The sequence below is a fragment of the Aquabacter sp. DMC10 genome (genome assembly GCF_056314145.1).
In genome coordinates this window covers 55,144-75,813 of the sequence record NZ_JBQUYX010000004.1, presented here as the reverse complement: position 1 = coordinate 75,813, position 20,670 = coordinate 55,144, and the positions used below count along the sequence as shown (strand labels likewise).

General features: G+C 67.3%; 18 protein-coding genes. 13 read left to right on the top strand and 5 right to left on the bottom strand.

What is annotated here, in order from left to right; translation table 11 throughout:
• Nucleotides 1-90: 90 nt before the first annotated feature.
• On the bottom strand, nt 91-1,863 hold the full coding sequence (gene aspS / locus ACT54L_RS12160) for an aspartate--tRNA ligase (protein ID WP_274775390.1): 1,773 nt from the start codon (nt 1,861-1,863) through the stop codon (nt 91-93).
• 301 nt (nt 1,864-2,164) lie between these two features.
• On the opposite strand from aspS, the gene ACT54L_RS12155 reads away from it, so the two are divergent.
• Nucleotides 2,165-4,474, top strand: a complete 2,310-nt coding sequence (locus ACT54L_RS12155) for a bifunctional diguanylate cyclase/phosphodiesterase (RefSeq protein ID WP_476085848.1) — start codon at nt 2,165-2,167, stop codon at nt 4,472-4,474.
• Nucleotides 4,475-4,530: 56 nt separating this feature from the next.
• Nucleotides 4,531-5,694, top strand: a complete 1,164-nt coding sequence (rnd, locus tag ACT54L_RS12150; RefSeq protein WP_476085847.1) for a ribonuclease D — start codon at nt 4,531-4,533, stop codon at nt 5,692-5,694.
• 428 nt (nt 5,695-6,122) lie between these two features.
• On the opposite strand, the gene ACT54L_RS12145 is transcribed toward rnd, so the two are convergent.
• A complete protein-coding gene (locus tag ACT54L_RS12145; protein WP_476085846.1) occupies nt 6,123-6,914 on the bottom strand; it encodes an enoyl-CoA hydratase/isomerase family protein in 792 nt (263 codons plus the stop codon).
• Nucleotides 6,915-7,114: 200 nt separating this feature from the next.
• Here ACT54L_RS12145 and ACT54L_RS12140 point away from each other — a divergent pair, with 200 nt between their 5' ends.
• The 9 genes from ACT54L_RS12140 (at nt 7,115) to ACT54L_RS12100 (ending at nt 15,818) form a co-directional block, all read left to right on the top strand.
• Nucleotides 7,115-8,044 (top strand): NAD(P)H-dependent flavin oxidoreductase, encoded by a 930-nt coding sequence (locus ACT54L_RS12140; protein ID WP_476085845.1) that lies wholly within the window; start codon nt 7,115-7,117, stop codon nt 8,042-8,044.
• A 178-nt stretch (nt 8,045-8,222) separates the two neighbouring features.
• Nucleotides 8,223-8,534: a DUF2849 domain-containing protein gene (locus tag ACT54L_RS12135; protein ID WP_476085844.1), complete on the top strand. Its 312-nt coding sequence runs from the start codon at nt 8,223-8,225 to the stop codon at nt 8,532-8,534.
• A 22-nt stretch (nt 8,535-8,556) separates the two neighbouring features.
• On the top strand, nt 8,557-10,209 hold the full coding sequence (locus ACT54L_RS12130; RefSeq protein ID WP_476085843.1) for a nitrite/sulfite reductase: 1,653 nt from the start codon (nt 8,557-8,559) through the stop codon (nt 10,207-10,209).
• Entirely contained in the window at nt 10,196-10,696 is a 501-nt protein-coding gene (locus ACT54L_RS12125) for a DUF934 domain-containing protein (RefSeq protein ID WP_476085842.1), read from the top strand. Before ACT54L_RS12130 ends, ACT54L_RS12125 begins: the two co-directional genes overlap by 14 nt.
• Nucleotides 10,697-10,702: 6 nt before the next feature.
• Entirely contained in the window at nt 10,703-11,428 is a 726-nt protein-coding gene (locus tag ACT54L_RS12120) for a phosphoadenylyl-sulfate reductase (RefSeq protein ID WP_476085841.1), read from the top strand.
• Nucleotides 11,429-11,864: 436 nt separating this feature from the next.
• Nucleotides 11,865-12,890: a sulfate ABC transporter substrate-binding protein gene (locus tag ACT54L_RS12115; RefSeq protein ID WP_476085840.1), complete on the top strand. Its 1,026-nt coding sequence runs from the start codon at nt 11,865-11,867 to the stop codon at nt 12,888-12,890.
• A 107-nt stretch (nt 12,891-12,997) separates the two neighbouring features.
• On the top strand, nt 12,998-13,858 hold the full coding sequence (gene cysT / locus ACT54L_RS12110; RefSeq protein WP_476085839.1) for a sulfate ABC transporter permease subunit CysT: 861 nt from the start codon (nt 12,998-13,000) through the stop codon (nt 13,856-13,858).
• A gap of 50 nt (nt 13,859-13,908) precedes the next feature.
• Complete coding sequence (gene cysW, locus ACT54L_RS12105; protein ID WP_476086337.1) at nt 13,909-14,781, top strand: sulfate ABC transporter permease subunit CysW; 873 nt, start codon at nt 13,909-13,911, stop codon at nt 14,779-14,781.
• The gene (locus ACT54L_RS12100) at nt 14,778-15,818 is read left to right on the top strand and encodes a sulfate/molybdate ABC transporter ATP-binding protein (protein ID WP_476085838.1); all 1,041 of its coding nucleotides are present in this window, start codon (nt 14,778-14,780) and stop codon (nt 15,816-15,818) included. Before cysW ends, ACT54L_RS12100 begins: the two co-directional genes overlap by 4 nt.
• A gap of 45 nt (nt 15,819-15,863) precedes the next feature.
• On the opposite strand, the gene ACT54L_RS12095 is transcribed toward ACT54L_RS12100, so the two are convergent.
• From ACT54L_RS12095 to ACT54L_RS12085, 3 genes are all read right to left on the bottom strand, one after another.
• Nucleotides 15,864-16,652, bottom strand: a complete 789-nt coding sequence (locus tag ACT54L_RS12095) for a MetQ/NlpA family ABC transporter substrate-binding protein (protein ID WP_476086336.1) — start codon at nt 16,650-16,652, stop codon at nt 15,864-15,866.
• 106 nt (nt 16,653-16,758) lie between these two features.
• Nucleotides 16,759-17,778 (bottom strand): zinc-binding alcohol dehydrogenase family protein, encoded by a 1,020-nt coding sequence (locus tag ACT54L_RS12090; protein ID WP_476085837.1) that lies wholly within the window; start codon nt 17,776-17,778, stop codon nt 16,759-16,761.
• A gap of 110 nt (nt 17,779-17,888) precedes the next feature.
• A complete protein-coding gene (locus ACT54L_RS12085) occupies nt 17,889-18,611 on the bottom strand; it encodes an alpha/beta hydrolase (RefSeq protein ID WP_476085836.1) in 723 nt (240 codons plus the stop codon).
• Nucleotides 18,612-18,737: 126 nt separating this feature from the next.
• Here ACT54L_RS12085 and ACT54L_RS12080 point away from each other — a divergent pair, with 126 nt between their 5' ends.
• Both ACT54L_RS12080 and ACT54L_RS12075 read left to right on the top strand, forming a co-directional pair.
• On the top strand, nt 18,738-19,109 hold the full coding sequence (locus tag ACT54L_RS12080) for a winged helix-turn-helix transcriptional regulator (protein WP_476085835.1): 372 nt from the start codon (nt 18,738-18,740) through the stop codon (nt 19,107-19,109).
• 74 nt (nt 19,110-19,183) lie between these two features.
• Complete coding sequence (locus ACT54L_RS12075; RefSeq protein WP_476085834.1) at nt 19,184-20,647, top strand: nitrilase-related carbon-nitrogen hydrolase; 1,464 nt, start codon at nt 19,184-19,186, stop codon at nt 20,645-20,647.
• The last annotated feature ends 23 nt before the right edge of the window (nt 20,648-20,670 follow it).

Here is a 20,670-nt window from a genome sequence, read left to right as displayed (position 1 = left end):
CAAAATGCAATCGGCCGCCCCAAGGGGCGGCCGATCTGTCTTGATCCCAAGGAAACAGAGGGCGGGCCACGCTGGGCGGCCCGCACCGCCTCACTTCTGGGGCAGGTTCAGGCGGATGTGCAGCTCGCGCAGCTGCTTGGGCGCCACCTCCGAGGGTGCGCCCATGAGCAGGTCGAGGGCCTGCTGATTCATGGGGAAGAGCGAGATCTCGCGCAGGTTGGTGACGCCGCACAACAGCATCACGATGCGGTCGATGCCCGCCGCCATGCCGCCATGGGGCGGGGCGCCATATTGGAACGCGCGGTACATGCCGCCGAACCGCTCCACCACGGTCGCCTCGTCATAGCCGGCCAGCTCGAAGGCCTTCACCATGGCTTCGGGGCGATGGTTGCGGATGCCGCCGGAGGCGATTTCATAGCCGTTGCAGGCGATGTCGTACTGGAACGCCTTGATGGTGAGCGGATCCTGCGACTGCAGGGCCTCCAGCCCGCCCTGGGGCATGGAGAAGGGATTGTGGGAGAAGTCGATCTTCTTCTCCTCGTCCGACCACTCGTAGAAGGGGAAGTCGACGATCCAGGCCAGCTCGTAGCGATCGAGGTCGACCAGCTTGAGCTCCTCGCCCACCTTGGTGCGGGCCAGGCCGGCGAACTTGTAGAACTTGGACGGGTCGCCGGCCACGAAGAAGGCGGCATCGCCTTCCTTGAGACCCAGTTGCTCGCGGATCGCCGCCGTGCGCTCGGCACCGATATTGTTGGCGAGCGGGCCCGCGCCCTCCCCGCCCTCGCGCCACATGATGTAGCCAAGGCCCGGCTGGCCCTCGCCCTGCGCCCAGCTGTTCATGCGGTCGCAGAAGGCGCGGGAGCCGCCGGTGGGACCGGGAATGGCCCAGACCTCGTTCTTGGGGTCTTCCAAGAGGCGAGCGAACACCTTGAAGTTGGAGCCGCGGAAGTGCTCCGACACATTCTGCATGACCAGCGGGTTGCGCAGGTCCGGCTTGTCGGAACCATACTTGCGCAGGGCTTCCGCATAGGGGATGCGCGGCCAGTTCTGGGTCACCGGCTTGCCGTCGCCGAACTGCTCGAACACGCCGCGGATGACCGGCTCCACCGCCGCGAACACGTCTTCCTGGGTGACGAAGCTCATTTCCAGGTCGAGCTGGTAGAACTCGCCCGGCAGGCGGTCGGCGCGGGGGTCCTCGTCGCGGAAGCAGGGGGCGATCTGGAAGTAGCGGTCGAAACCGCTCATCATGATCAGCTGCTTATACTGCTGGGGCGCCTGGGGCAGCGCGTAGAACTTGCCGGGATGGATGCGCGAGGGCACCAGGAAGTCGCGCGCGCCTTCCGGCGAGGAGGCGGTCAGGATCGGCGTCTGGAACTCGAAGAAGCCCTGGCCCTTCATGCGCTGGCGCAGGCTGTCGACGATCTGGCCGCGCTTCATGATGTTGCCGTGGATGCGCTCGCGGCGCAGGTCCAGGAAGCGGTAGCGCAGGCGGATGTCTTCCGGATAGTCCTGGTCGCCGAACACGGGCAGCGGCAGTTCCGCCGCCGGGCCGAGCACTTCCAGCTCGGTGGCATAGACTTCCACCTTGCCGGTGGGCAGGTCGGCATTTTCCGTGCCCTCGGGGCGCAGGCGCACCTTACCGTCGAAGCGCACCACCCATTCCGCGCGCACCTTCTCGGCGGCGGCGAAGGCGGGGCTGTCGGGATCGATCACCACCTGGGTCAGGCCATAATGGTCCCGCAGGTCGATGAACAGCACGCCGCCATGGTCGCGGATGCGATGGCACCAGCCGGAGAGGCGGACGCTTTCTCCCACCTGGGCATCGGTGAGCGCGCCGCAGGTGTGGGTGCGGTAGCGGTGCATGGGGCGGACCTTTCGGGCAAATCTCAAAACAAGCGCGTTCCGCCCCTCGCGAGGCCGGGATCGCAGGCCGCGGAAGGTGCACGCGAGCCCAACCTTGTCAAGGGCGGCGGGCGCTCTGGCCGTGCCCATCCCAAGTCTCGCGCAACTTTGGGAGGCGCCCCGGCGGTCTCCGCTCCCCTGCCACCTTGGGCTGCGGCCGGATCGCGATGGCCGGGATCGCGAGGGGCAGGATGCCGCTCTAGGTCTGGGGAACCAACACGTGTAACCTGTGTCCTCGCACGCCCGTGTCACAAGGCGCTTTATGGACGTCCCTTCGGACCACTCCTCCCCCCTGCCTCAGATCTCCCGCCCGCCCGATCCCGGCCGCGCGAAGGGGGTGGTGTGGGTGGCGGTGCTCGGTGCGCTGTTCGCCCTCGCGGCGCTCGCCACCTCCGCGGCGATGGTCTTCTCCCTGCAGCGCCATGCCGTGGCGGACCGGCAGCGCGAGATGGCCAATCTCGCCCTGACCCTGGCGGAACAGACAGCACGCGCTTTCGAGGCGCTGGAGCTGGTCCAGCTGTCCATCGTCGACTTCGTAGCGGCGGCCGGCGTCACCGACCGCGACGGGCTGGAGCGTGCCGTCTCCACCATGGCCATGCACCAGACCCTGCGGGAGAAGATCGACGCCCTGCCCTATGTGGATGCGGTCACCATCATCGACGAGACCGGCAAGCTGCTGAACTTCTCGCGCTATTGGCCCATCCCGCCGGTCAACATTGCCGACCGCGACTATTTTATGGCCCTGAAATCCATGACCGGGCCGGACACCTTCATCTCCGTGCCCGTGCCCAATCGCGGCACCGGCACCATGACCATCTATCTCGCCCGCCGCTTCACCTCGCCAGACGGCAAATTCCTGGGCCTCGTGCTCGGGGCCATGGAGCAGGCCTATTTCGAGAACTTCTTTGGCGCCATCAATTTGGGGCGGGACGGCGCCATCCTCCTGGTGCGCGACGACGGCGCCTATCTGGCGAGCCATCCCCACCAGGTTCCACCGCCCGAAGAGGCCGAGCTGCGCCAGCGGCAGGCCCGGGACCTGCTCGGCCGGACGGGTCCCCAACTGGCTCCGCCCGGCCTCCTGGACGGCCAGGAGCGGCTGGTGGCGATGCACAGTCCCGAGCGCTACCCCATGGCCGTCATGGTGACGGACACCATGTCCGCGGTGAACCGCTCGGTGCGGGCGCAGGCGCTGGCCATTCTTGCCGGCGCGGTGCTGCTCTGCCTGGTCATTGCCGGCCTGGTGGCAGTGGCGATCCGCTTTCTGCGCTCGCAGCACGATTTCGCGGCCACCGCCCATCATACGGCGCGGCACGATCCGCTGACCTCCCTGCCCAACCGGTTGCTTCTGGGGGAGCGGGTGGAGGAGGCGCTCCGCGCGAGCGAGGCGACGTTTCCCCTGGCGGTGCTGTTCCTGGACCTGGATTATTTCAAGTCCATCAACGACACGCTGGGCCATGCGGTGGGCGATGCGCTGCTGCAGGCGGTGGCGCGGCGGATCGAGGGCTGCGTCGGCCGCGACGCCACCGTGGCCCGTCTGGGCGGCGACGAATTTGCCGTCCTCCAGCCCGGCACCGACGCCGACACGGCCCTGGCGCTGGCCGAGCGCATCCTCGCCGCCATCCGGGCGCCCTTTGTGGTGGAGCGGCACCGGGTGATTGCCGGCGGCAGCATCGGCATCGCCATCGCCCCCGACCATGGGCAGACGAACACCGATCTGCTCAAGAATGCGGACCTGGCTCTTTATCGCGCCAAGGGCGACGGCCGGGGGCAGGCCCGCGTGTTTCATCGGGAAATGGAGCGCAACGCCCTCACCCGGCGCACCTTGGAGCTGGATCTCGACACCGCCTGGCGCGAGGGCCATTTCTGCCTCCAATATCAGCCCATCTTCGCCATCGACGATCTCAGCCTCGTGGCCTTCGAGGCGCTGTTGCGGTGGCGGCATCCCGCCCGCGGCCTCGTCAGCCCGGCGAGCTTCATCGCCGTCCTCGAAGAGACCGGCCTTGTCATTCCGGTAGGGGCCTGGGTGCTGGAGCAGGCCTGCCGGGCGGCGACCCAATGGCCGGGGGGAGTCCGGGTCGCCGTCAACCTGTCTCCCCTGCAGTTTCGCGGCAATCTGGCCACCCAGCAGGTCAGCAACGCGCTGCGCCAATCCGGCCTGCCGCCCCAACGGCTGGAGGTGGAGATCACCGAAACCGCCCTACTCGACGAGAGCGACGCGGCGGAGACCGCCTTCGAGAGCTTTCGGGCGCAAGGTATTTCAGTAGCGCTGGATGATTTCGGCACCGGCTACTCCTCCATGTCCTATCTGCGCCGCCTCACCTTCAGCCGAATCAAGATCGACCAGACCTTCCTGGACGGCCTGGAGCAGGGCGGGCAGAGTCTGGCGATCGTGCGGGCCATGATCTCCCTGGCGCAGGCGCTGAAGGTGGAGGTCACCGCCGAGGGTGTGGAGCGGGAGGCGCAGCTGGAAATCCTGCGCGCAGAAGGCTGCACGCACGTCCAGGGCTTCCTGCTGGGCCGCCCGATGGGCGAAGAAGAAGCCGCGACCCTCGCCACGCGCATGGCTCGTTGACGATCACATCAATCTGGCTCTTTCGCGGCAGCATCAAGGTCCGTTATGGTGCGTCCATGGAGCTCATCACGACCTCAGAAGCCCTCGCGGCCGCCTGCGAGCGTTTCGCCCGACATGATTTCGTCACCGTTGACACCGAATTCCTGCGCGAGACGACCTTTTGGCCGAAGCTCTGCGTGGTGCAGGTGGCGTCCCCCGAAGAGGTGATCGTCGTCGATACCCTCGCCGAGGGGCTGGACCTTGCTCCCTTCTTCGCCCTCATGGCCAATGAACGGGTGATGAAGGCCTTTCATGCCGGCCGGCAGGACATCGAGATCATCTGGCACCTGGCGGGCATCATTCCCCATCCGGTGTTCGACACCCAGGTGGCGGCCATGGTGCTGGGCTATGGCGACAGCATCTCCTACGACCAACTGGTGCAGCGCATATGCGGCCATGCGCTCGACAAGTCCTCCCGTTTCACGGACTGGTCGCGGCGGCCGCTTTCCCCGGCGCAGCTGACCTATGCGGCGGCTGACGTGACCCATCTGCGCGAGGTCTATCTGACCTTGCTTCAGGATCTCCAGGCCCGGGGCCGGGCGGAGTGGGTGGGGGAGGAAATGCATGTCCTCACCTCTCCCGACACCTACCGGCAGGAGCCGGAGACGGCTTGGGAGCGGCTAAAGTCCCGGGTTCGGAAGCCGCGGGAACTGGCCGTCCTGATCGAGGTGGCCGCCTGGCGCGAGCGGGAGGCCCAGACGCGGGACCTGCCGCGCGGGCGCATCATCAAGGACGAGGTGATCGGCGAGATCGCCACCCAGCAGCCGCAGACCCCCGAAAAGCTGGCCGAACTGCGCTCCCTGCCCAAGGGCTTCGAGCGGTCCCGCTATGGCGAGGCGGTGCTCGAAGCCGTGAAGCGGGGCATTGCCCGCGACCCCCGAACCTTGCCCCGGATCGAACGGGACAAGCCCTTGCCCAACGGCGCCTCCGCCACGGTGGAATTGCTGAAGGTGCTGCTGCGCATGACAGCGGAGCAGAATGCGGTCGCGGCCAAGGTGATCGCCACCACGGACGATCTGGAGCGCATCGCGGTGGACGATGATGCTCCCGTCCCCGCCATGCACGGATGGCGGCGGGAATTGTTCGGCGAAAAGGCGCTGGCGCTGAAAGCCGGCCGTCTGGCGCTGGCAGTGGAGCGCGGACGGGTGGTGGCGGTGGACCGGGAGAAGGCGGACGCCTGACTGGCCCCATCAAATCCGCCCGCGCCCAAAGGGGCGCTCGGGCTCAGCCTTGCCGATCAGCCGGCGGGCCAAGCGCTAGGACCGCTACGTGCGGGGCTGGCGATCAGAGGGCGCGCCCGGTACCTCGCCCCACAGAAATCACATAATAGTTTCGCGAAATCCGTTCCTCTCCCTCAATGGGATGAGGTGAAGAGGATGGCCGCGACGATAATGCCATAAGCGATGGAAAACAGGAGCCAATCCCGCCAGGATTGAGCCACGCGGCCGGCCGCCGCATCGTGACGCACGGCCACTCCCCCACTCCCAAGGGAGCGGCGGGGGAGTAGCGCATCGGTGGCGCGACGAGACATTCGACATCTCCCATGGACTTTATGGGATCAATGTCCATCGAGATGTGTTAATTGTCAATATTACAGTGAATTTTTGTTCTATTGACCCGTAAAGACCCCCGCCCGCTTCTGCACGAACGCCGCGGCCCCCTCGGCAAAGTCGGCCGTCCCGGCGCAGGACAGGAAGGACAGGCGCTCCTCTTCCAACTGCTCCGGCAGGCTACGCTGGAGCGAGCCGCGCAGCAGTGCCTTGATCTTTCCATAGGCGTGGGTGGGACCCGCCGCGAGGCGGGCAACAAGGGCATCCACCTCGTCCGCCAACTGGCTCAGCGGAACGACCTTGTTCACAAGCCCCACACGAAGCGCCTCCTGCGCATCGATCACATCGGACAGGAGCGCCATCTCCATGGCCCGGCGCAGCCCCACCACACGCGGCAGGCTCCAGGAGGCCCCGCCGTCCGGGCTGGTGGCGATGCGGCTGTAGGCCAGGGTGAATTTGGCATCTTCGGAGGCAATGGCCAGGTCGGCGGCCAGGGCCACGCTCAGGCCGGCGCCCGCCACCGGGCCGTGAAGGGCCGCCACCACCGGCGCCCGGAGGGTGGTGAGCGCGGCCATGGCGCGATGGAAGGGGCCGATGATGGCATCCACGACCGAGGGCGCCTCCGCCCCGGCGGCGTGAAAGCGGCCCACATCCCCCCCAGCCAGGAAGCCGCGCCCTTCCCCGGAGAGCACCACCACCCGCACGCTCTCATCCTCCGCCACCTGCGCCACCGCATCGGCGAAGGCCAGGATCATGCGTTCATCCAGCGCGTTCAGCACCTGGGGCCGATTGAACCGAATGCGCGCCACGCCTCCGTCCTTTTGAAACACGATGGGTTCGGCGTCCGACATGAGGTCCTCCGAGATGAATGGTGCGGCGACGGCCGCTTGCGGGGGAGGCTGCACCAAGGCTGGGAGACCGGCAAGGCCGGGGCCGCGTCCGCCGGGAGCGTCGGCGCGCCGCAGGGAAGGCCCGCCCCGCCACCGCGCCTTGCCAATCCCCCATCCGACCGCCAAGGTCAGGCCCAACAATGAGTGGAGGATGCACGCCCATGCCGTTACCGGCCCAGCTTGAAGGACGCCTGAAAGCCCCCATCGTCGCCGCGCCCATGTTCCTGGTGTCCAACCCGGACCTGGTGGTGGAGACCTGCCGCAGCGGATTGCTGGGCACCTTCCCTGCCCTCAACCAGCGCAGCACAGAGGGCTATGCGGCCTGGCTCGACGAGATCCATGGCCGCCTCGCCGAAGTACCGGATGCCGCCCCGTTCGGCGTCAACCTCATCGTCCATCGCTCCAACACGCGCCTGGAAGCGGACCTGAAGGTGACGATGGACCGGAAGGTGCCGCTGGTCATCACCTCGCTCGGGGCGGTGCCGGACGTGGTCAAGGCGGTGCATTCCTACGGCGGATTGGTGTTCCACGATGTCATCAACCGGCGCCATGCGGAAAAGGCCGTGGAAGCGGGGGTGGACGGCGTCATCGCCGTGTGCGCCGGCGCGGGCGGACATGCGGGAACGCTCAGCCCCTTCGCGCTGGTGCCGGAGATTCGCTCCATCTTCTCGGGCACCATCCTCCTGTCCGGCGCCATGTCGACCGGCGCCCATGTGGCCGCCGCGCGCCTTCTCGGGGCGGATCTGGCCTATCTCGGCACCCGTTTCATCGCCACCCGCGAGAGCGCGGCCCCCGACGCCTACAAGGCCATGCTGATGGAGGCCCGCGCGGCGGACATTCTCTACACTCCGGCCATTTCCGGGGTGAACGCCAACTTCCTGACCCCTTCCATCATCGCCGCGGGCCTCGATCCCAACGCCCTCCCCGACCATGCCACGCTCGACCTGAACCACGAGGCGCGGGCGTGGAAAAACGTCTGGTCGGCCGGCCAGGGCGTGGGTTCGGTCCTGGACGCCCCCGCGACCGCGGAGCTCTGCCAGCGCCTGGTGGCCGAGTTCACCGCCGCCCGGGAGGCCGCCGCCCGCTTGTGATCGACGGACCCTGGGGCTGCCCGCGCCGGGCGCGAGCGGCCCTTTTTTGCGCACCAATTTTACGTCGCTCTCTTGTTCTTTTAGACATTGAACATCGCGTGGAGATATTCTACTTTCAGATGGATATAAACACGTAATTCACCAGATATGACGGTGAATTAATCAGAAGGCCGGCAGCATGACGTCCCCGCTCCAGCAGAAGCTGAAGATCACCGGCCCCACCGTCATCACGGCCAACCGCCTTGCCGACGGCGTGGTGGTGTGGCTGACCGGAGATCATTCCTGGTCCACGCAGCTGGCGGATGCCGCTGTGGTGACCACCTCGGACGCAGCGCTTCGTCTTCTGAACGTCGCCAATTCGGACGAGAACACGGCCGTGGGCGCCTATCCCGCGCGGGTGGCGACCGAGGGCGGGGAGATCCGCCCAGCCAATCTGCGGGAGCGCATCCGGGTCGCGGGGCCCACCATCGCCTTTTCACAGTCCGCCTGAGCCGCGGGACCGGAACCCCATCATGTATGTCTATGACGAGTTCGACCGCGCCTTTCTTCAGGACCGGGTTCGTGAGTTCCGCGATCAGGTGGGCCGCCGCCTTTCGGGCGTGCTCAATGAGGAGGAGTTCAAGCCGCTCCGCCTCATGAACGGCGTCTATCTCCAGCTCCACGCCTATATGCTGCGCATCGCCATTCCCTACGGCACGTTGTCGTCGGACCAGATGCGGGCCCTGGCCCATGTGGCGCGCACCTATGACCGGGGCTACGGCCATTTCACCACCCGGCAGAACATCCAGTTCAACTGGATCAAGCTCGACGAACTGCCCGATGCCATGGACGACCTGGCCAAGGCCGGCATGCACGGCCTCCAGACCTCCGGCAATTGCATCCGCAACACCACCACGGACCCGTGGGCGGGCGCCACGGTGGAGGAGATTGAGGATCCCCGCCTCTATGCGGAGGTGATCCGCCAGTGGTCGACCCTGCACCCCGAATTCACCTACCTGCCCCGCAAGTTCAAGATCGCCATCACCGCCGCCAAGCATGACCGCGCCGCCATCCGCGTGCACGACATCGGCCTGCGGCTGCATCAGCGCGACGGCCACACCGGCTTTGAGGTGATCGTGGGCGGCGGGCTGGGGCGCACCCCCTTCATCGGCAAGACCATCCGCGACTTCCTGCCCAAGGAAGACCTGCTCTCCTATCTGGAGGCAATCCTGCGGGTCTATAATTCCGGCGGCCGGCGCGACAACATCTACAAGGCCCGCATCAAGATCCAGGTGCACGAGGTGGGGACGCAGGAGTTCTCCCGCCGCGTGGAAGAGGAGTGGGCGCAGATCCGGGACGGCGCCCTGCGGCTGGACGAAGCGGCCCTCGACACCATCCGCGACCGCTTCCGCACGCCCGATTTCGAGCCCCTCGCGGACGGCCCCGCCACCCTTGAGGCCGCCAAGGCCGACGCCGATTTCCTGCGCTGGTACGAAAATGCCGTGACCGCGCACAAGGTGCCCGGCCACGCCATCGTCACCGTCTCGCTGAAGCCGGTGGGCGGGCCACCCGGCGATGCCACGGCCGAGCAGATGGACGGTATCGCCGACCTTGCCGACCGCTTCGGCTATGGCGAGATCCGGGTGGCGCACGAGCAGAACCTGACGCTGCCCCATGTGCGCCAGAAGGACCTCCCCGAGCTGTGGCGGGCGCTGAAGGGCCTCGGCCTTGCCACCCCCAATGTGGGGCTCATCTCCGACATCATCGCCTGCCCAGGCCTGGATTATTGCTCGCTCGCCAACACCCGCTCCATCCCGCTGGCCCAGCGCCTGTCGGAGCGTTTCGCGGACGAGGCACGGGCCGGCGAGATCGGCCGCATGCACGTCAATATTTCCGGCTGCATCAATGCCTGCGGCCACCACCATGTGGGCCACATCGGCATTCTCGGGGTCGAGAAAAAGGACGAGGAATTCTACCAGATCACCCTCGGCGGCAAGGGCAACCACAAGGCCAAGCTCGGCGAGCTGCTCGGCCCGGCGGTGTCGGAGACCGAGGTGGTGGATGTGGTGGAGCGCCTCGTCGACACCTATCTGGAGCTGCGCTCCGGCCCGGCGGAACCGTTCATCTCGGTGGTCCAGCGCCTGGGCATCGAACCCTTCAAGGAGCGCGCCTATGCCTCTCGTTAAGAACGGGGCCGTGGTGCCCGACGCTTTCGCGCGCGCCGATGCGGAGGGCGCCTTGCCCGACGGGCCGGTGATCGTGCCCCTGAGCCGGCTCCTGGCGGAGCATGACACGCTCATCGGCGGCAATCGCCCGGTGGGGGTGGCCGTCTCCAACGATGCCGACGTGACCACGCTTGCCCCTTTCATCGACGACCTGTCGGTGGTGGTGCTGAGCTTCCCGAAGTTCCGCGACGGCCGCGCCTATAGCCAGGCCCGGCTCTTGCGCGAGCGGCTGCGCTATTCCGGCGAGCTCAGGGCCTCCGGCAACGTCCTGCGTGACCAGATCCTGCTGATGGCGCGCTGCGGCTTCGATGCGTTCGAGATCGCCAAGGCATCGGACGTGGACGCTTTCGCGTCTGCGCTCGCCACCTATTCCGTCTTCTACCAGCCCACCGGTGATGGCCGCGCAACCGCGCTCGACCTGCGCCGGGCGTCCGTGCAAGGGGCCTGAACCGCCATGACCATCGCCCTGACCTCCATCCCCGGCGGGGAGAGCCACTCCGCCTCCGCTGCGGTGGCGGACGCCCTGGATGCCCGCTTGCGGGATGCCTCGCCGTTGGAGATCCTGGGCGCGGCCCGCACCACTTTCGGGGATGGTCTCGCCATCGTTTCGTCCTTCGGCGCGGAATCGGCGGTGCTTTTGCACATGGCGGCGCAGGTGGACCGCACCATTCCGATCATCTTTCTGGACACCGGGCACAATTTTCCCGAGACGCTGGCCTATCGCGACACCCTGACCGCGCTGCTCGGCCTGACCGACGTGCGCTCCATGCGCCCGGACCCGGAGGCGCTCGCCGCCCGGGACCCCGAGACCAGCCTGTGGGCCGATGCGCCGGACGCCTGCTGCGCGCTCCGCAAGACCGAGCCCTTGCAGCGGGCACTGGCCCCGTTCTCGGCCTGGGTGAATGGCCGCAAGCGTTTCCAGTCCGCCACCCGCGCCGCCATCCGCGCCGTGGAAGCCGATGGTGCCCGCGTGAAGTTCAATCCGCTGGCGGCCCTCGGCGTGGCGGAGATTGCCGGCTGGATGACGGCGCACAACCTGCCCCAGCACCCCCTGAAGGCCCATGGCTTCGCCTCCATCGGCTGCATGCCCTGCACCAGCCGTGTGCGTCCCGGCGAGGACCCGCGCGCCGGCCGCTGGCGCGGCTCCGCCAAGACCGAGTGCGGCATCCACATCTCCTGAGGGGACGGCGGCGCCGTCCGTCCCGACGGACAAAGACCGGCCAATCAGCAACTTAACCTCGCGGCTGACGTGAGACGTGCCCCTGTGCGCCCGAGGGTCACGGCCCGCGAAGGCGCGGGCGGCCGGGTCCATGCCCCGTTGCCCCTTGGCGACCGGCGCTCCCTTCGTGATCTGATCTGTCGCCGCCGACACACGCGCACACCGCGCAACGCAACGGCCGCCATTCCTCTTCACAGTATCGACCCAGAAATCGGCTGGCGGGCGTGCCCGCCTCGCCAGACGGCGCGCCGCATACCATTTCCCGAAAGATGCCAGTAAATCTATTTTTTCTACCAAATTTATGGAGTTAATTATTGACGCACGCTCCGGTGGCTGCCATCGTCGGAACACACGGCATTCTCAGGCGCCTGACGCCTTGACACCACAGGAGATCCGCATGTCCGTCCGCTTCCTCCAGCGGCTCACCCGGACCGCCCTTGCGCTTGGCCTTTCAGCAGGCCTGCTCGCGCCCGTGGGCAGCATGGCCGGCGAGACCACACTGCTCAACGTGTCCTATGATCCGACGCGCGAATTGTATGTGGAAGTGAACAAGGCCTTCGGCGCCCAATGGACCGCCGCCCATCCCGGCGAGACGGTCTCCATCCGCCAGTCCCATGGCGGCTCCGGCAAGCAGGCCCGCTCGGTCATTGACGGCCTCGAGGCGGACGTGGTGACCCTGGCGCTCGCCTATGACATCGATGCCATTGCCGAGCGGGGCCTTCTGGCCGCCGACTGGCAGAAGCGCCTGCCGGACAATTCCTCGCCCTACACCTCCACCATCGTCTTCCTGGTGCGCAAGGGGAACCCCAAGAACATCAAGGATTGGGACGACCTGGTAAAGCCCGGCATCAAGGTGGTCACGCCCAATCCGAAGACGTCCGGCGGCGCCCGCTGGAACTATCTGGCCGCCTGGGGCTATGCGCTGAAGAAGACCGGCGGCGATGAGGCCAAGGCCAAGGAGTTCGTGAAGGCACTCTATAAGAACGCCCCGGTGCTGGACACCGGCGCCCGCGGCTCCACCGTCACCTTCGTCGAGCGCGGCATCGGCGACGTGCTGATTGCCTGGGAGAACGAGGCCTATCTGTCGGTCAACGAGCTTGGCCCTGACAAGTTCGACATCATCACGCCGTCCCTCTCCATCCTGGCGGAGCCGCCGGTGGCGGTGGTGGACAAGGTGGTGGACAAGCGGGGCACCCGCGCCATTTCCGAGGCCTATCTGAAGTTCCTCTACACCCCCGAGGGCCAGGAGATCGCCGCCAAGAACTATTATCGTCCCCGCAACGAGGCGGTGGCCGCCAAGTTCAAGGACAAGTTCGCCCCGGTCGAGCTGTTCACCATCGACCAGGTGTTCGGCGGCTGGACCAAGGCGCAGAAGACTCACTTCAGCGATGGCGGCGTGTTCGACCAGATCTACGCCAACTGACCAGCCGGTCTCCGGCCGGACGCCCCGCCCCTCACCCGGGCGGGGTTCCCCGTTTCGACCGCCTGCATTCCAGGCCCGCTCCTCTTCCAAAGCCCGCAAGGACACCGATGGCGACCGCGGCAGCACCCCCCATCCTCTTCTCCCGGCGGCGGAAATCCGTCATCCCGGGCTTTGGCCTGACCTTGGGGCTGACGCTCACATGGCTCTGCCTCATCGTGCTGGTGCCGCTGTCGGCGCTTTTCATCAAGACCTCGGAAATCTCCTTCGAGCGCTTTGTGACCATCGTCACCAGCGCCCGCACGCTGCATGCCCTGCAGATCTCGTTCGGACTTTCGCTGGCGGCGGCGGCCATCAACCTGGTGTTCGGCTCCATCGTGGTGTGGGTTCTGGTGCGCTATGACTTCCCGCTGAAGCGGGTGGTGGACGCCATCGTCGACATTCCCTTCGCTCTGCCGACTGCCGTGGCCGGCATCGCGCTCACCAGCCTTTATGCGGAGAATGGCTGGATCGGCGCGCTGCTGGCGCCGCTCGGCATCAAGGTGTCGTTCACGCCGCTGGGCATCCTGGTGGCCCTCATCTTCATCGGCCTGCCCTTCGTGGTGCGCACGGTCCAGCCGGTGCTGGAGGATCTCGACGCGGAGCTTGAAGAAGCCTCCGCCAGCCTTGGGGCCGACCGCGTCCAGACCTTGTGGCGGGTGGTGCTGCCCTCCCTGCTGCCGGCTCTCCTGACGGGCTTTGCCCTCGCCTTCGCCCGGGCGGTGGGGGAATATGGCTCGGTCATCTTCATCGCCGGCAACTTGCCCGGCATTTCGGAAGTGGCGCCGCTCCTCATCGTCATCCGCCTCGAGGAGTTCCGCTATGCGGATGCCACGGCGATCGCCTGCGTGATGCTGGTGGCATCCTTCGCCCTGCTGCTGGTCATCAACGCGCTGCAGCGCTGGACCCAAGCCCGCGGGAGGGACCTGTGACCAACGCCCATCCCGACAGCTCCGCGCTGCCCCTGTCCGCCTCCGAAGGCCTGCCCCCCGGCTTGGCCCGGGCGGAGGCGAACCATGCCCTGACCGGCCATAAGCCGGTGCGCACTGAGCCGCGCGCGGTGCGCATCGCCCTCACGGCCATCGCCCTCGCCTTTCTCCTGCTGTTCATCGGCATGCCGCTGATCAACGTCTTCTACGAGGCGTTCCGGCGGGGATGGACGGCCTATGCGACGGCCATCCTCGACCCTGACGCGCTCGCCGCCATCCGGCTGACGCTCCTGGTGGCTGTGATCTCGGTGGTGGCGAACCTCATCTTCGGACTGGTGGCCTCCTGGGCCATCACCAAGTTCGAGTTTCCCGGCAAAAGCCTGCTCATCAGCCTCATCGACCTGCCCTTCTCGGTCTCCCCGGTGGTGGCGGGCCTTGTCTATGTGCTGCTGTTCGGCGCGCAGGGCCTGCTGGGGCCGCAGCTTCAGGCCTGGGACGTGAAGATCGTCTTCGCCCTGCCGGGCATCGTGCTGGCCACCATCTTCGTCACCTTTCCGTTCGTGGCGCGCGAGCTGATCCCGCTGATGCAGGAACAGGGAACCTCGGAAGAAGAGGCGGCCATCTCATTGGGCGCCTCGGGCCTGTCCACCTTCTTCCGCGTCACCTTGCCCAATGTGAAATGGGCCCTGCTCTACGGCGTGCTCTTGTGCAACGCGCGGGCCATGGGCGAATTCGGCGCGGTGTCTGTGGTCTCGGGCCATGTGCGCGGCCTCACCAACACCATGCCGCTGCATATCGAGATCCTCTACAACGAGTACCAGTTCGTCGCCTCCTTCGCGGTTGCCTCGCTCCTGGCCCTGCTGGCGCTCGTCACCCTCATCGCCAAAACCATCCTGGAAAGCCGGCTCGCGGAGGACCACCGATGAGCATCGACGTCGTCAATGTCACCAAGCAGTTCAAGGCCTTCAAGGCGCTCGACCGTGTGAGCCTGCACATTCCCGGCGGCGAGCTGGTGGCCCTGCTGGGCCCTTCCGGCTCCGGCAAGACCACACTCTTGCGCATCATTGCCGGGCTCGACTGGCCCGACAGCGGGGAGGTGCGGTTCGACGGCCAGGACGCCCTGTCCCGCTCGGTGGGCGAGCGCAATGTGGGCTTCGTGTTCCAGCACTATGCCCTGTTCCGCCACATGAGCGTGTTCGAGAACGTCGCCTTCGGACTTCGCGTGCGCAAGGGCGCGGACAAGCTGCCCGAGGCCAAGATCCGCGAACGGGTGAACGAGCTTTTGTCCCTGGTGCAGATCGACTGGCTGGCGGATCGCTATCCCGGCCAATTGTCCGGCGGCCAGCGCCAGCGGGTGGCGCTCGCCCGGGCGCTCGCCATCTCGCCGCGCGTGCTCCTTCTGGACGAGCCCTTTGGCGCGCTGGACGCGAAGGTGCGCAAGGAATTGCGCCGCTGGCTGCGGCACTTGCACGAGGAATTGCCGGTCACCTCCGTGCTCGTCACCCACGACCAGGAAGAGGCCCTGGAACTGGCTGACACCGTGGTGGTGATGGGACGGGGCCGCATCGAGCAGGTGGGCACGCCGGCAGAGGTCTATGACCGCCCGGCCACCGCCTTCGTGCACGACTTCATCGGAGAAAGCCTCTCCCTGCCCGCGGATGTGCGGGACGGCACGCTCTATGTGGGCGACCGGCAGGTGCCGCTGGATTCACAAGGCGTCGCCTCAGGTCCCGCCCGCATTCTCGCCCGTCCCCACGACGTGGAACTGGCCCCGGCCGGCGAGGCGCCCCTGTCCGGCAAGGTGCTGGCGGTGCGCACCTTCGGCCCGACGCGGCGGGCGGACATTCAGATCCATGGGGGCAATGTGGTGGTCGAGGCCGCCGTCCCCCACGGCGACACCTTGCCGGTGGGCACCGAGATCGGCCTCGTGCCCCGCCGCTACCGGGTGTTCGCCCACGCCTGAGGAAACCAAGCCGGGCGCGCCATGGCGCGCCCGGCGGTCGGCCCATCACCAGGTGGGCAGATAGGAGCCCTTGAAGCGCTCCACCAGGAACACCTTCACCTCGTCCGAGTGATAGGCGTCGATGAGCTGCTTCACCCAGGGCTTGTCCTTGTCCTCTTCTCGCACCGCCAGGATGTTCACCCACGGCCCGTTCACCGGCTCGCGGATGAGCGCGTCCTTGGCCGGGTTGAGGCCCGCCTGGACGGCGTAATTGTTGTTGATGGAGGCGGCATCCACGTCCGGCAGCGCGCGCGGCAATTGGGCGGCGTCCAGCTGGATGAATTTCAGCTTCTTCGGGTTTTCGATGATGTCGATCTCGCTGGCGGTGACGCCCGCGCCGGGCCGAAGCTTGATGATGCCGTTATATTCCAGGATCTGGAGTGAACGGGCCGCATTGGACGGATCATTCTGGATGGCAATGGTGGCGCCGGCGGGAATGTCTGCGAAAGACTTGTACTTGACCGAATAGATGCCCTGCGGGGACGCGATGGTGTCGGCCACCTTGACGATCTTCCAGCCGGTCCGCGCGATCTGGTTCTTCAGGTAGGGCTCGTGCTGGAAGGAATTGGCATCCAGTTCCTTGTTGGCCAGCGCCTGGTTGGGCACCACATAATCGGTGAACTCCACCACCTGGATCTCGAAGCCGCGCTTGGCGGCCACCTTCTTCACCACATCCAGCACTTCCGCATGGGGGCCGGCGGTGACACCCACGCGGATGGCATCGGCGGCGGCCGTGCCGAGGGCGAGGTTTGCGAAGGTCAGAGAGGCCAGGGCAAAGGCCGAAAGACGGCGCAGGACGGGGGACGGCGCGGCACTGGAAGCGCGATTTGTCATGAGGTCGGTTCCCGCATGCAATGAAGATGCGGGAACCTTATCCCACAAAACTACTATTTCAATTTATTTAGTCATTAAATCCTTCCAGCACCACCTTCCCGACGCTCCGCCCGCTTTCCAGCGCTTCATGGGCGCGGCGCAGGTTCTCGGCGGTGATGGTGCCGAAATGCGCACCCAGCGTGGTGCGCACCAGCCCCTCGTCCACCAGACCTGCGACCTCGGTCAGCAGGCGGTGCTGGGCGTCCATGTCCGGGGTCTCGAACAGGGAGCGCGTGAACATGAACTCCCACACGAAGGTGGCCGCCTTCTGCTTCAGAAGCGACACATCGAGGGGGCCGGGATCGTCGATGACGCAAACCGCGCCCTGTGGCTTGAGGCTGGCGGCGATCTCCGTCCAATGCTTGTCGGTGTTGGTAAGGGCGTAGACCGCGTCCACCTGCGGAAGGCCGATGGCTTTCAAGCCTTCGCTCAACGGGCGGGAATGGTCGATGACATGATGGGCCCCCAGCTCGCGCACCCATTTTTCGCTCTCGGGCCGCGAAGCCGTGCCGATCACCGTATAGGGCGTGAGGCGCCGTGCCAGTTGCACGGCGATGGAGCCCACGCCACCCGCCGCGCCGATGATGAGCAGGGCGCCGCCAGCACCCCCCTTTCCGACCGGAATGTGCAGGCGGTCGAACAGGCCTTCCCAGGCGGTGATGGCGGTGAGCGGCAGGGCGGCGGCCTCCGCGAAACTGAGCGACTTCGGCTTCAGGGCGACGATGCGCTCGTCCACCGCATGCAGCTCGCCATTGGTGCCTGGCCGGGCGATGGAACCGGCATAATAGACCGCGTCGCCGGGACGGAAGAGAGTGACCTTCTCGCCTACCGCCTCGACGATGCCGGCCGCATCCCAGCCCAGGATGACCGGCGCCTCGGCCGTGCCCTGGCGGCGCATGCGCACCTTGGTGTCGACGGGATTGACCGAAATGGCCTTCACCCGCACCAGAAGGTCACGGGGGCCCGGCGTGGGCGCGGGGGCCTCGAAATCGAAGAGGGACTGCGGATCGGTAATGGGGAGGGACTGGACGTAGCCGACAGCCTTCATGGCAGGTCTCCGAGACGGATCGATATGTCGCCCAATTTCGGAACTTCCCGCCGCGCCGCAAGACGGCACATTTTCGTGCCCGCTCACGGCAAGGTCGTGCTGACCGGAGCCTAAGGAGAGGCCGGAGTCGGTTGTGGAGAGGCAGGAACGGGCGCCAGGAAGAAGTCCACAGCCAGCGCCACCACCGGCGGCTGATAGGCGTGCGGGCCGTTGTATTCCATATAGGTCAAGTCATAGCCGGCCTCGCGCAGCAGGGCCGCATGGGTGCGGGCGCTGCGGTCGATGGGGATCTGTTCGTCATTCACCCCGTGCGACATGAAGATGCGCGGCGCCCCCATCTGCCTTTGCACGGACATGAAGCCCGCAGAGGACACGATGATGTGTGTCACGAACTGCCCATTGGTGAGGCCCAGCGAGAGGGCATAGCTGCCGCCGTCGGAATGGCCGGCAAAGCACACATGGGTGGGATCAATGGGAAAGCGTGCGGCCACGGCGCCGAGCGCGGTGTCGAGCCGCTCCCGGTCGGGCCCGTTGCCGGCAATCACCAGATCCCAGGTGGGGAATTGGGATTGGGGGACGAGAAGCAGGAAGCCCTTGGTGGCCGCGTGCTGCTCCATCATGGGCAGGATCTTCTGTGCGCTGCCACCACCGCCGTGGAAGAGGACCATGAGCGGCACCGGCCGGCCCGGCTCCAATCCCGGCGGCACCACCAATTGGGCGTCGCGCTCGGCGAACAGGCCGAGCCCATACCGGCCGGGCTCAAGCGGGGGGAGGAACGGGGCTTCGGCCCCTGGCATGAACTCCAGGTGGCCGGCGAGAGAGGGGTCCAGCATGGTGGCGGGCGCGTCCTGTTTTGGCATACGATATACACCGCACCAGAGGACTGTCCATCGGGTGACGGACGCAGCGTCCCGCACTATCTTTGCCCCTGGATGCCCAACAGGGAGGCGAAAGAGGTCATGGCCAAGCGCCACATCGCGCTCGATTGCACCGGCTGCCCGGTGGAAGTGGCGCTGGAGATGATCGGCGGCAAGTGGAAGGGATCGATCCTGTTCCACCTGATGACGGGCGAAAAGCGCCATTCGGACCTGCGGCGCGCCATGGGCCATGTCACCCAGCGCATTCTCACCAAGGCCCTGCGGGAACTGGAGGCGGACGGCATCGTGGTGCGCCGCGTGGTTCCCACCGTCCCGCCCCAGGTCAGCTATGCCCTGAGCCCGACGGGCGAGTGTCTGCGCGGTGCCGTCACGGCGCTCGCGCAGTGGGGAGAAGGTCGCATCGCCGCCCGTGCGGCGCAGACGAGCGCCCCCTTGCCCCTGGCTGCAGAGTAGAGACACACCCCGCCCTTGCCGCTTCCCTCGCGGGGAAACGCCCTCTAAAGCAGGGGCGACGAAAGCATGAGCCGATGACCGCCCCAACCGCCGCCCCGCCCGCCGATCACCTGCGCATCGCTGTCGCCCAGCTTCCCTCGGCGCATGCCGATGTGGCCGCAAATCTCGCCGCTCTGCGGGCCGCGCGGGACGAGGCGGGCCGCCAGGAGGCGGACCTCATCGTCTTTCCCGAACTCTTCCTCTCCGGCGCCCCTTTCCTCGGCGCCGCCCGCGCCCCGCAGGTGGTGGCCGCCTGCGCCGCCGCGGTGGAGGCCCTGACAAAGGAAAGCCCGGGCCAGCCCGCCATCCTGGTGGGCACGCCCTGGTGGGAGGGCGAGCGGCTGTGCAATGCGGTCGTCCTCATCGCCGACGGCAAGGTTGCGGCAACCCGCGCCAAGGTGGACCTGTCCCCGCGCGGCGGCGCCGTGGAGGCGGACATTTTCTCGCCCGGCCCCATGCCTGGGCCGCTGGCCGTGAAGGGGGTACGCATCGGCGTGCCGGTGGGCTCCGACATGGACCTGCCGGACGTGCCCGAATGCCTCGCCGAGACCGGTGCGGAAATGCTCATCGTGCCGGACGCCGCGCCCTATGTGCGCGATGGCGCCGATGCCCGCCTCAGCCGCATCGTCGCGCGAGTGGTGGAATGCGACCTGCCGCTCCTGCATGTGAACGCCGTGGGGGGAGCGGGCGAATGGGTGTTCGACGGCTCCTCCCTGGCGCTCAATGCCGACCGGTCGCTTCCCATGCAGTTTCCAAGCTTCCAGCCGCGCGTGCGCATGACCACGTGGCAGCGATTTGAGAATGGCTGGCGGTGCCTTGAAGCCCCCTTCGCCCAGCGCCTGGAGGGCGATGCGGCGGACTATGAGGCCAGCGTGCTCGCCTTGCGCGACCTGGTGGGCAACAGCGGTGCGAACGGCGTCCTCCTGGATGCCGGCGCCATTGCCGACGGTGGCCTGGGGGCTGTCCTCGCCCTGGACGCTGTCGGCGCCGACAAGGTGACGGCAGTGGTCCTCGGCGCGGTGGACGATGTTCCATCGGGCGGGCTGCGGCTTGCCGGCGCGCTGGGACTGACGCTGGTGCCGCTGGACCTGGCAGCGGCGGCCCGGGGCTTTGGCGCACTGATGGCCCCCTTGGAGGCCCCGCCCCCGGACCTCGCAGCCCTTCGCCTGCCGGCCCTTGCCCTCCTCGCGCAGGCACTTGGCCTGGTGCCGCTGCTGCCTGCGCCGCGTGGCGGCACGATCGAAGCGGACGCACCCGCCCTCCTGCCGGCCCACGCCTTCAATCCGGTGAAGGACCTCACCTGCACGGAGATCGCCCGGCTCCTGGCCTGGCGGGCCGGCACCCGCCCCACGGGCGGAAAGGGGCCGGAGCGGATCAGCCTGGACGGCTGGCCTCCGCCGGTTGAAGCCGCCCCTCTCGCCGGCGTGCCCGGGCCGCGTCTTGCCGCCGCCGCTGCCGGCGGCCATCCTTCCGTCCTGCGCCCCCACGGGCCGGGCTGATCCCACCCCATAAAAGAGCGCTC

Coding starts and splice junctions, on each gene's coding strand:
- aspS (WP_274775390.1), bottom strand. CDS start 1,863: ATGCACCGCTACCGCACCCACACCTGCGGCGCGCTCACCGATGCCCAG.
- ACT54L_RS12155 (WP_476085848.1), top strand. CDS start 2,165: ATGGACGTCCCTTCGGACCACTCCTCCCCCCTGCCTCAGATCTCCCGC.
- rnd (WP_476085847.1), top strand. CDS start 4,531: ATGGAGCTCATCACGACCTCAGAAGCCCTCGCGGCCGCCTGCGAGCGT.
- ACT54L_RS12145 (WP_476085846.1), bottom strand. CDS start 6,914: ATGTCGGACGCCGAACCCATCGTGTTTCAAAAGGACGGAGGCGTGGCG.
- ACT54L_RS12140 (WP_476085845.1), top strand. CDS start 7,115: ATGCCGTTACCGGCCCAGCTTGAAGGACGCCTGAAAGCCCCCATCGTC.
- ACT54L_RS12135 (WP_476085844.1), top strand. CDS start 8,223: ATGACGTCCCCGCTCCAGCAGAAGCTGAAGATCACCGGCCCCACCGTC.
- ACT54L_RS12130 (WP_476085843.1), top strand. CDS start 8,557: ATGTATGTCTATGACGAGTTCGACCGCGCCTTTCTTCAGGACCGGGTT.
- ACT54L_RS12125 (WP_476085842.1), top strand. CDS start 10,196: ATGCCTCTCGTTAAGAACGGGGCCGTGGTGCCCGACGCTTTCGCGCGC.
- ACT54L_RS12120 (WP_476085841.1), top strand. CDS start 10,703: ATGACCATCGCCCTGACCTCCATCCCCGGCGGGGAGAGCCACTCCGCC.
- ACT54L_RS12115 (WP_476085840.1), top strand. CDS start 11,865: ATGTCCGTCCGCTTCCTCCAGCGGCTCACCCGGACCGCCCTTGCGCTT.
- cysT (WP_476085839.1), top strand. CDS start 12,998: ATGGCGACCGCGGCAGCACCCCCCATCCTCTTCTCCCGGCGGCGGAAA.
- ACT54L_RS12100 (WP_476085838.1), top strand. CDS start 14,778: ATGAGCATCGACGTCGTCAATGTCACCAAGCAGTTCAAGGCCTTCAAG.
- ACT54L_RS12090 (WP_476085837.1), bottom strand. CDS start 17,778: ATGAAGGCTGTCGGCTACGTCCAGTCCCTCCCCATTACCGATCCGCAG.
- ACT54L_RS12085 (WP_476085836.1), bottom strand. CDS start 18,611: ATGCTGGACCCCTCTCTCGCCGGCCACCTGGAGTTCATGCCAGGGGCC.
- ACT54L_RS12080 (WP_476085835.1), top strand. CDS start 18,738: ATGGCCAAGCGCCACATCGCGCTCGATTGCACCGGCTGCCCGGTGGAA.
- ACT54L_RS12075 (WP_476085834.1), top strand. CDS start 19,184: ATGACCGCCCCAACCGCCGCCCCGCCCGCCGATCACCTGCGCATCGCT.